General features: G+C 36.0%; 6 protein-coding genes and 1 pseudogene. 3 read left to right on the top strand and 4 right to left on the bottom strand.

From position 1 onward, the window contains the following. Positions 1-249 precede the first annotated feature (249 nt). A complete protein-coding gene (chrI, locus tag PMI13_RS19070; protein ID WP_007846857.1) occupies positions 250-735 on the top strand; it encodes a chryseobasin maturation helper ChrI in 486 nt (161 codons plus the stop codon). A 203-nt stretch (positions 736-938) separates the two neighbouring features. Here the strand turns inward: chrI and rpe are convergent, their stop codons facing one another. Further along, positions 939-1589 carry a ribulose-phosphate 3-epimerase gene (rpe, locus tag PMI13_RS19065; RefSeq protein ID WP_007846855.1) on the bottom strand — a complete coding sequence of 217 codons (651 nt, stop codon included), beginning with the start codon at positions 1587-1589 and terminating at the stop codon, positions 939-941. Positions 1590-1688: 99 nt separating this feature from the next. Further along, positions 1689-2762 (bottom strand): chryseobasin maturation metalloprotease ChrP, encoded by a 1074-nt coding sequence (chrP, locus tag PMI13_RS19060; protein ID WP_007846854.1) that lies wholly within the window; start codon positions 2760-2762, stop codon positions 1689-1691. Positions 2763-2813: 51 nt separating this feature from the next. Between chrP and PMI13_RS19055 the strand changes: the two genes are divergently transcribed. Beyond that, the gene (locus tag PMI13_RS19055; RefSeq protein ID WP_007846852.1) at positions 2814-3518 is read left to right on the top strand and encodes a DUF4294 domain-containing protein; all 705 of its coding nucleotides are present in this window, start codon (positions 2814-2816) and stop codon (positions 3516-3518) included. Between the two features lie 19 nt (positions 3519-3537). Here PMI13_RS19055 and PMI13_RS19050 read toward each other — a convergent pair whose 3' ends face one another. Continuing rightward, positions 3538-3954 carry an NUDIX domain-containing protein gene (locus PMI13_RS19050; protein WP_007846850.1) on the bottom strand — a complete coding sequence of 139 codons (417 nt, stop codon included), beginning with the start codon at positions 3952-3954 and terminating at the stop codon, positions 3538-3540. 139 nt (positions 3955-4093) lie between these two features. Continuing rightward, a complete protein-coding gene (mnmD, locus tag PMI13_RS19045) occupies positions 4094-4768 on the bottom strand; it encodes a tRNA (5-methylaminomethyl-2-thiouridine)(34)-methyltransferase MnmD (RefSeq protein ID WP_007846849.1) in 675 nt (224 codons plus the stop codon). Between the two features lie 85 nt (positions 4769-4853). Here mnmD and PMI13_RS19040 point away from each other — a divergent pair. Further along, positions 4854-5088, top strand: a pseudogene (locus PMI13_RS19040) (branched-chain amino acid aminotransferase); the annotation flags it as partial.

Below are 5088 nucleotides of genomic sequence, written 5' to 3'. Positions count from 1 at the left end.
TTTTTCCGCTTTTTTCTATAGTAATGTATAATTTCTTATATCGAACTCACGTTAAATTATGTTCAATAGCGCCTATTTTCCTGCAAAAAATTTTCCTATTACTTGATACTTTTCACTAAAATAAGGGAAATAGAAAATACATTTTAATTCTGCAAAAAATGGACTTCATTTTATACTTCAACTTATCCATATTAAAGTTATTTTTATATCATCAATCATTATCACATCATCAAAATAAAAATTATGAAAATGACAACATTAATCTTGATCATTACAGCAACACTTACGGCCCTTATAGGCGGGCTTTTTTATGCTTATTCATGTTCTGTAGTCCTTGGGCTTGGAAAGTTATCGGATGTAGAATATTTAAAAGCGATGCAGTCGATTAACCGGGAGATCCTGAATCCGGTGTTTTTTCTGAGTTTTATGGGAACGGCTGTGATGCTTCCGCTTTCTGCCTTTCTCTACCGTGCACAGAGTCCCGTATTTATTCTGCTTTTACTGGCTGCTATTGTTTATCTGGCAGGCGTATTCGGTGTTACAGTGGTGGGGAATGTACCGATGAATGATCAGCTGGATCAGTTTAATATTACCGATTCTACGATGGAAGCCATAAAGAAAGTCCGTGAAAATTTTGAAAACAGATGGAATTTTCTGAATAATATAAGAACTGTATGCTCTACATTGAGTATCATCCTCGTCGTCTGTGCCTGTATCTGGAATAAGATGGAATAATTTTCAGTGAAAATACGGAATGAAATTTCCGTGTTTTTACGGATGCTTTGTATTGCTTTTATGTTGATCTTTACGTCAGCATAGAACAAGAAAATTTAAGCATTAAAGTCTTAAGAAAATAAGCTGATAACCATATAAGCTCAGATTTTCAAAGAAGAAAGGCAGCGAAAGCTGCCTTTTTCCTGTATGTTAAAGTTTAAAACTTAAATTTTTAAAAGCTCTATGGTTCTTTCAGGGCTTTCTGCAGAGAAAACTGCATTTCCGGCAACCAGTACATCTGCTCCGGCTTCGAAAAGCTTGGACGCATTGTCTAAATTTACACCACCATCCACTTCAATTAATGCCGTAGAATTATTGCTTAAAATTAAATCTTTAGTTTCTGCGATTTTTTTATACGTATTCTCTATAAACTTCTGTCCTCCGAATCCTGGGTTTACGCTCATTAATAATACCAGATCTACATCAGCAATAATGTCTTCAAGCATTAAAACCGGTGTTGAAGGATTCAATACAACTCCTGCTTTGGCACCTTTGCTCTGAATATGATGAATGGTTCTGTGAAGGTGAGTACAGGCTTCATAATGTACGGAAACCAGATCTGCACCATGATTGATAAATTCCTCAACATATTTTTCAGGCTCAACGATCATTAAATGTACATCTACAAATTTCTTGGCATGCTGCTGAACTGTTTTCATCACAGGAAAACCGAATGAAATGTTGGGTACAAATTTCCCGTCCATGACATCAATATGGAACCAGTCGGCCTGGGAATTGTTAAGCATTTCAATATCTCTTTGCAGATTCCCGAAGTCTGCGGATAAAAGGGAAGGAGCAATAAGCTTCGTTTTCATTTTTACTTTATATTAGATTTCAGAAACCAGATCTCAGATCCCGGACTTAAGACTTTAATGCAAATTAGTCCAATACCTGGAGTCTGGCAACTAGCTTTATTAATGGTACTTCAGTTTCATTTCCGGTTTTACCTTCAAAACAGTTTCGTAAATTAATTTGATAGTATTTCCTACATCTTCTTTTGAAACCATTTCTACCGTTGTGTGCATATAGCGCAAAGGTAAGGAAATTAACGCACTTGGTACGCCACCGTTGGAATGGGCAAATGCGTCGGTATCCGTTCCGGTAGCCCTGCTTGCTGCCGCTCTCTGGAAAGATATTTTCTTAGCTTTTGCCGTATCAATGATCAGCTCTCTGATGGTGTGGTGAATACTGGGTGCAAAGAAAATCACAGGTCCGTTGCCACATTTCTGATCCCCTTCTTTTTTCTTTTCAATCATTGGCGTGGTAGTGTCATGGGTAACATCGGTAACGATGGCAATATTAGGCTTAATGGTATCTGCAATCATGTCTGCACCATATAAACCCACTTCTTCCTGTACGGAATTGGTGATGTACAATCCGAAAGGAATCGTTTTTTTATTTTCCTTTAAGAGCCTGGCTACTTCGGCAATCATGAAGCCTCCGATTCTGTTGTCTAATGCCCTGCATACGAAATATCGGTCATTCATCTCAAAAAATTCGTCAGGATATGTAATCATGGATCCTACAAAAATCCCAAGTTCTTCTACTTCTTTTTTGGAAGTGGCACCACAGTCTATGAATATATTTTCGATTTTTGGGGTCGGCTCATTCTGATTTGACCGTGTATGGATTGCCGGCCATCCGAAAACCCCTTTTACAATGCCTTTTTCTCCGTGAATATGAACTACCTTCGAAGGCGCAATGGTCTGGTCTGAACCTCCGTTTCTGATCACATAAATAAGACCGTCATCTGTAATATAATTAACATACCATGAGATTTCATCGGCATGTGCTTCGATTACCACTTTAAATTCAGCGTCAGGATTGATGATGCCGTAGCACGTCCCGTAGTGGTCTATTTCTATTTTATCTACATAAGGCCTGATATAATCCATCCAGACTTCCTGCCCTCTGTGTTCGTAACCGGTTGGTGATGATGTATTTAAGTATTTTTCTAAAAATTTCAAAGATTTCTTTTCAAATTTCATAAAAGGGAATGATTTTTGCGGTCAGTTTTTGTTCTAATAAGCGTAAAAATAATGAATTTTAACAAGATTATTTATCTTTTTCTTTTCTTTTTTGGGGTTAGTGTTTCCGGGCAAAAAGATTCAATTATCGCCAAGCCTTTGAGCCAATATCCGCAGGAAGAATTGAGAATAGATGAATTTGGGAATAAATATTACTATGATGAAAGGCAGAAAGCCAAAATCTATGAAATAAATGGCGAAACAGTAGTGGTGATGGATGAGTTGGTTTTATTGAATAAACCAAAATTCAATAACCAGCTGGACAAAAATTATTATTATTTTCTTAATAAAAAACTAAACAGGGTGTATCCTTTGTTCTTAACGGCATTGCAGCAGTACAGGGATATTCAGGTGGAAATGACCAATCTGGACAGTAAAGCCAAAAGAAAATATGTAAGAGACAGACAGAATATGCTTGCTGATCAATACGAAAAACAGCTAAGGGACCTTACTACAACTGAGGGACAGGTTTTTGCCAAGCTGATGAACAGGGCAACCGGAAAAAACGTCTATGAAATTATCAAAGAAATGAGAGGCGGATGGAGCGCTTTCTGGTGGAATGTAAAAGGTAAGATGGCGAATATCGATCTTAAAGACCAGTATAATCCGCATAAAAACAGAACCGACGAATTTATAGAGTCACTGCTGCAGTCTAACTGGAATTCGGGTTATCTTCAGCCTTACCCCGGAGCAAAAGATTTTAAAGTAAGCAAATAAATAAAATACCTGTAGGCAGTTACAGGTATTTTTCTTTTAATTTATTGAATACAATCTGATCTACCGGTAAGGAGAACGGGTTCTCAGGTCTGTCAATATCGATCCATTCTGTTTTTTCAATACAAGGGTCGAGGATCAGGAAATCTCCTTCATTAATAATGTTTACGATATAATATATGGTAAGCAATTGCTCGTTTTCCCTGAAACGCGAAACCAGGAAGTCTTCCTGTGTATAAAAATGCTCTACGATTTCTATTTTCACATTCAGTTCTTCATCAAACTCACGGTGTAAACATTCCAGTAATCCTTCTCCATATTCCAGTCCGCCGCCGGGAAATTTCATTAAAGGTTCTCCTGCATATTCTTCGAAGAGTGTCAGTACTTTTTTATCTTTTACAGCACAGGCATATACTCTGACGTTGATGTTGTCTATCATATATAATATTTTGTAAAGCTAAATTAAGGAAATTAATTAAAGTTAAGAGCTAAGAGTTATGAATGATGAGTGAAGAATGATAAGTTAAATCAAAATGCATTCTAATAGGAAGCATCACAAAACTTATAACTCATCACTTTTAAAGCTTTACAGCATTAATCATTTCTCTCTTTCCCGGAGGTCCCTGTTTTTTTTCCACCCTGAAATTAAGCTCCTGAAGAATTCTTCTTACACTTCCTTTAGAAGAATAAGTCGTTAATAATCCGTTAACACTCATTTTGTCGGAAACCAGCTCAAATAAAGGCTTCTCCCAAAGATCAGGCTGAACTCTTGCACCGAAACAGTCGTAGTAAACCAAGTTTATTTTAGGTAAGTCTATGGTTTTCAATTCAAAAAAATCGCATTGGATCTTTTTTAAGTGAAACCCTTTAATGATTTCAACTGGTTTTTCCCAATCCGTAAGATGAATTTTTTGATAAATTTCTTTGAATTCCGGGTTATCAAAATGCTCAAAATAGGCTAAATTTTCTATTTCGGATTCATTTATGGGATATTTTTCCAGCGAAAAATAGTTGATGACATGATTTTTGTCAGTTTTTAAATATTCATTAATTGTAACCAAAACATTCAAACCTGTTCCAAAACCGAGTTCTAAAATATTAATTTCATAATCATTTGCTAAATTTAGTCCATTTTTAATAAACACATGTTCTGCTTCCTGAAGTGCTCCGTGATGTGAATGGTAATTTTCGTTTAACTCATTGATAAACAATGTTTTACTGCCGTCTTTTGTGGTCTTAATTTCTCTTTTCAAGCTATTTTTTCTTCAAATTTACTCCAAAACTTTTATATTTAGAAAATTATATTAAATTTGTAGAACATCATAAAAAATTTTAGAAATGATAATTCAAAAAACAGAGAATTCCAGAATTTCTACATTCGACCCAAACAATTTCTCATTCGGAAATACTTTTATTGATCATATGATCATCTGTGAGTATGAGAATGGAAAGTGGGGCGATGTAAAATTAGTTCCTTATGGTCCTTTAGCATTTACCCCTGCAATGATGGGTGTAAACTACGGACAGGCTTGTTTTGAGGGTATGAAAGCCTATAAAGACAAAGACGGGCAGG

The sequence above is a fragment of the Chryseobacterium populi genome (assembly GCF_000282115.1).
Lineage (GTDB): Bacteria > Bacteroidota > Bacteroidia > Flavobacteriales > Weeksellaceae > Chryseobacterium > Chryseobacterium populi.
Note: the sequence above shows the minus strand (reverse complement) of the source record. Positions and strands in the feature narration are given on the sequence as shown.

What these genes read in the sequence shown, in the direction of transcription:
- chrI (WP_007846857.1), top strand. Translation starts at nt 250, where the DNA reads ATGACAACATTAATCTTGATCATTACAGCAACACTTACGGCCCTTATA.
- rpe (WP_007846855.1), bottom strand. Translation starts at nt 1,589, where the DNA reads ATGAAAACGAAGCTTATTGCTCCTTCCCTTTTATCCGCAGACTTCGGG.
- chrP (WP_007846854.1), bottom strand. Translation starts at nt 2,762, where the DNA reads ATGAAATTTGAAAAGAAATCTTTGAAATTTTTAGAAAAATACTTAAAT.
- PMI13_RS19055 (WP_007846852.1), top strand. Translation starts at nt 2,814, where the DNA reads ATGAATTTTAACAAGATTATTTATCTTTTTCTTTTCTTTTTTGGGGTT.
- PMI13_RS19050 (WP_007846850.1), bottom strand. Translation starts at nt 3,954, where the DNA reads ATGATAGACAACATCAACGTCAGAGTATATGCCTGTGCTGTAAAAGAT.